The sequence below is a fragment of the uncultured Sulfitobacter sp. genome (genome assembly GCF_947497275.1).
In the GTDB taxonomy this organism is placed as follows: Bacteria; Pseudomonadota; Alphaproteobacteria; order Rhodobacterales; family Rhodobacteraceae; genus Sulfitobacter.
On the sequence record NZ_CANMFS010000043.1, the window covers coordinates 1 to 740 of the forward strand.

At 55.9% G+C, this 740-nt stretch carries 1 pseudogene; it reads right to left on the reverse strand.

Annotated elements, in window-relative coordinates:
• Positions 1-654, reverse strand: a pseudogene (locus tag Q1A06_RS20900) (transposase); the annotation flags it as partial.
• Positions 655-740: the final 86 nt, after the last annotated feature.

Sequence of the window (740 nt, forward strand, 5' to 3'; positions counted from 1 at the left end):
GGGGATTGATCCTGCAAGCCAGCCTCACCGCGCTGCAGATATCGATCATATCCCATTGCCCGGCAGCACATGCAAAGCATGTGTGAGAGGGGGCGATAGAACGTTGTGCGAGGGATACCCAGCTTGGCCAATGTCAGACGCGCTGAGAGATGGCTTTCTTCGACCAACCGGATGATCTCCAGTTTCTCTGATGCCGCCCTCTCGGCAGATTTGGCTTAGCCAAATCGCCTGCCGGGTAACAGATATCTCATTCGTGGTCGCCCCCATCCACTGCCCGGCAGGCGAATGCGGAGCATTCTGCCGAGAGGGGCCCATCATGCTTTTTCTGAGCAAACGGAGTTCCAGAGCCTGCTCCGCAACCACTTCCTTCAGATCGCGGGCTTCTCGACGCAGATCCTTCACCTCGTCTGTGTTCGCAGCACGTGCCGTATCGCCAGCCAGACGCCGCTTGCCAGCTTCCATGAAATCTTTCGACCACTTGTAGTAGATGCCCTGCGAGATGCCTTCACGGCGACACAGCTCAGCGATGCTGTCCTCCCCGCGCAGGCCGTCCAGCACAATCCTGATCTTTTCTTCGGATGAATAATGCTTGCGCGTTGCGCGCTTGATATCTTTGACGATCTTCTCGCCAGGGCTTTTAGTTGTCTTTCTCACCGTTCACTCCTCGGTGGTTACGATGAGCCAAGAACACTCTCTTATCAAATCGGCCTATTTGGACCCATAGGCGCTGACGTCAGACA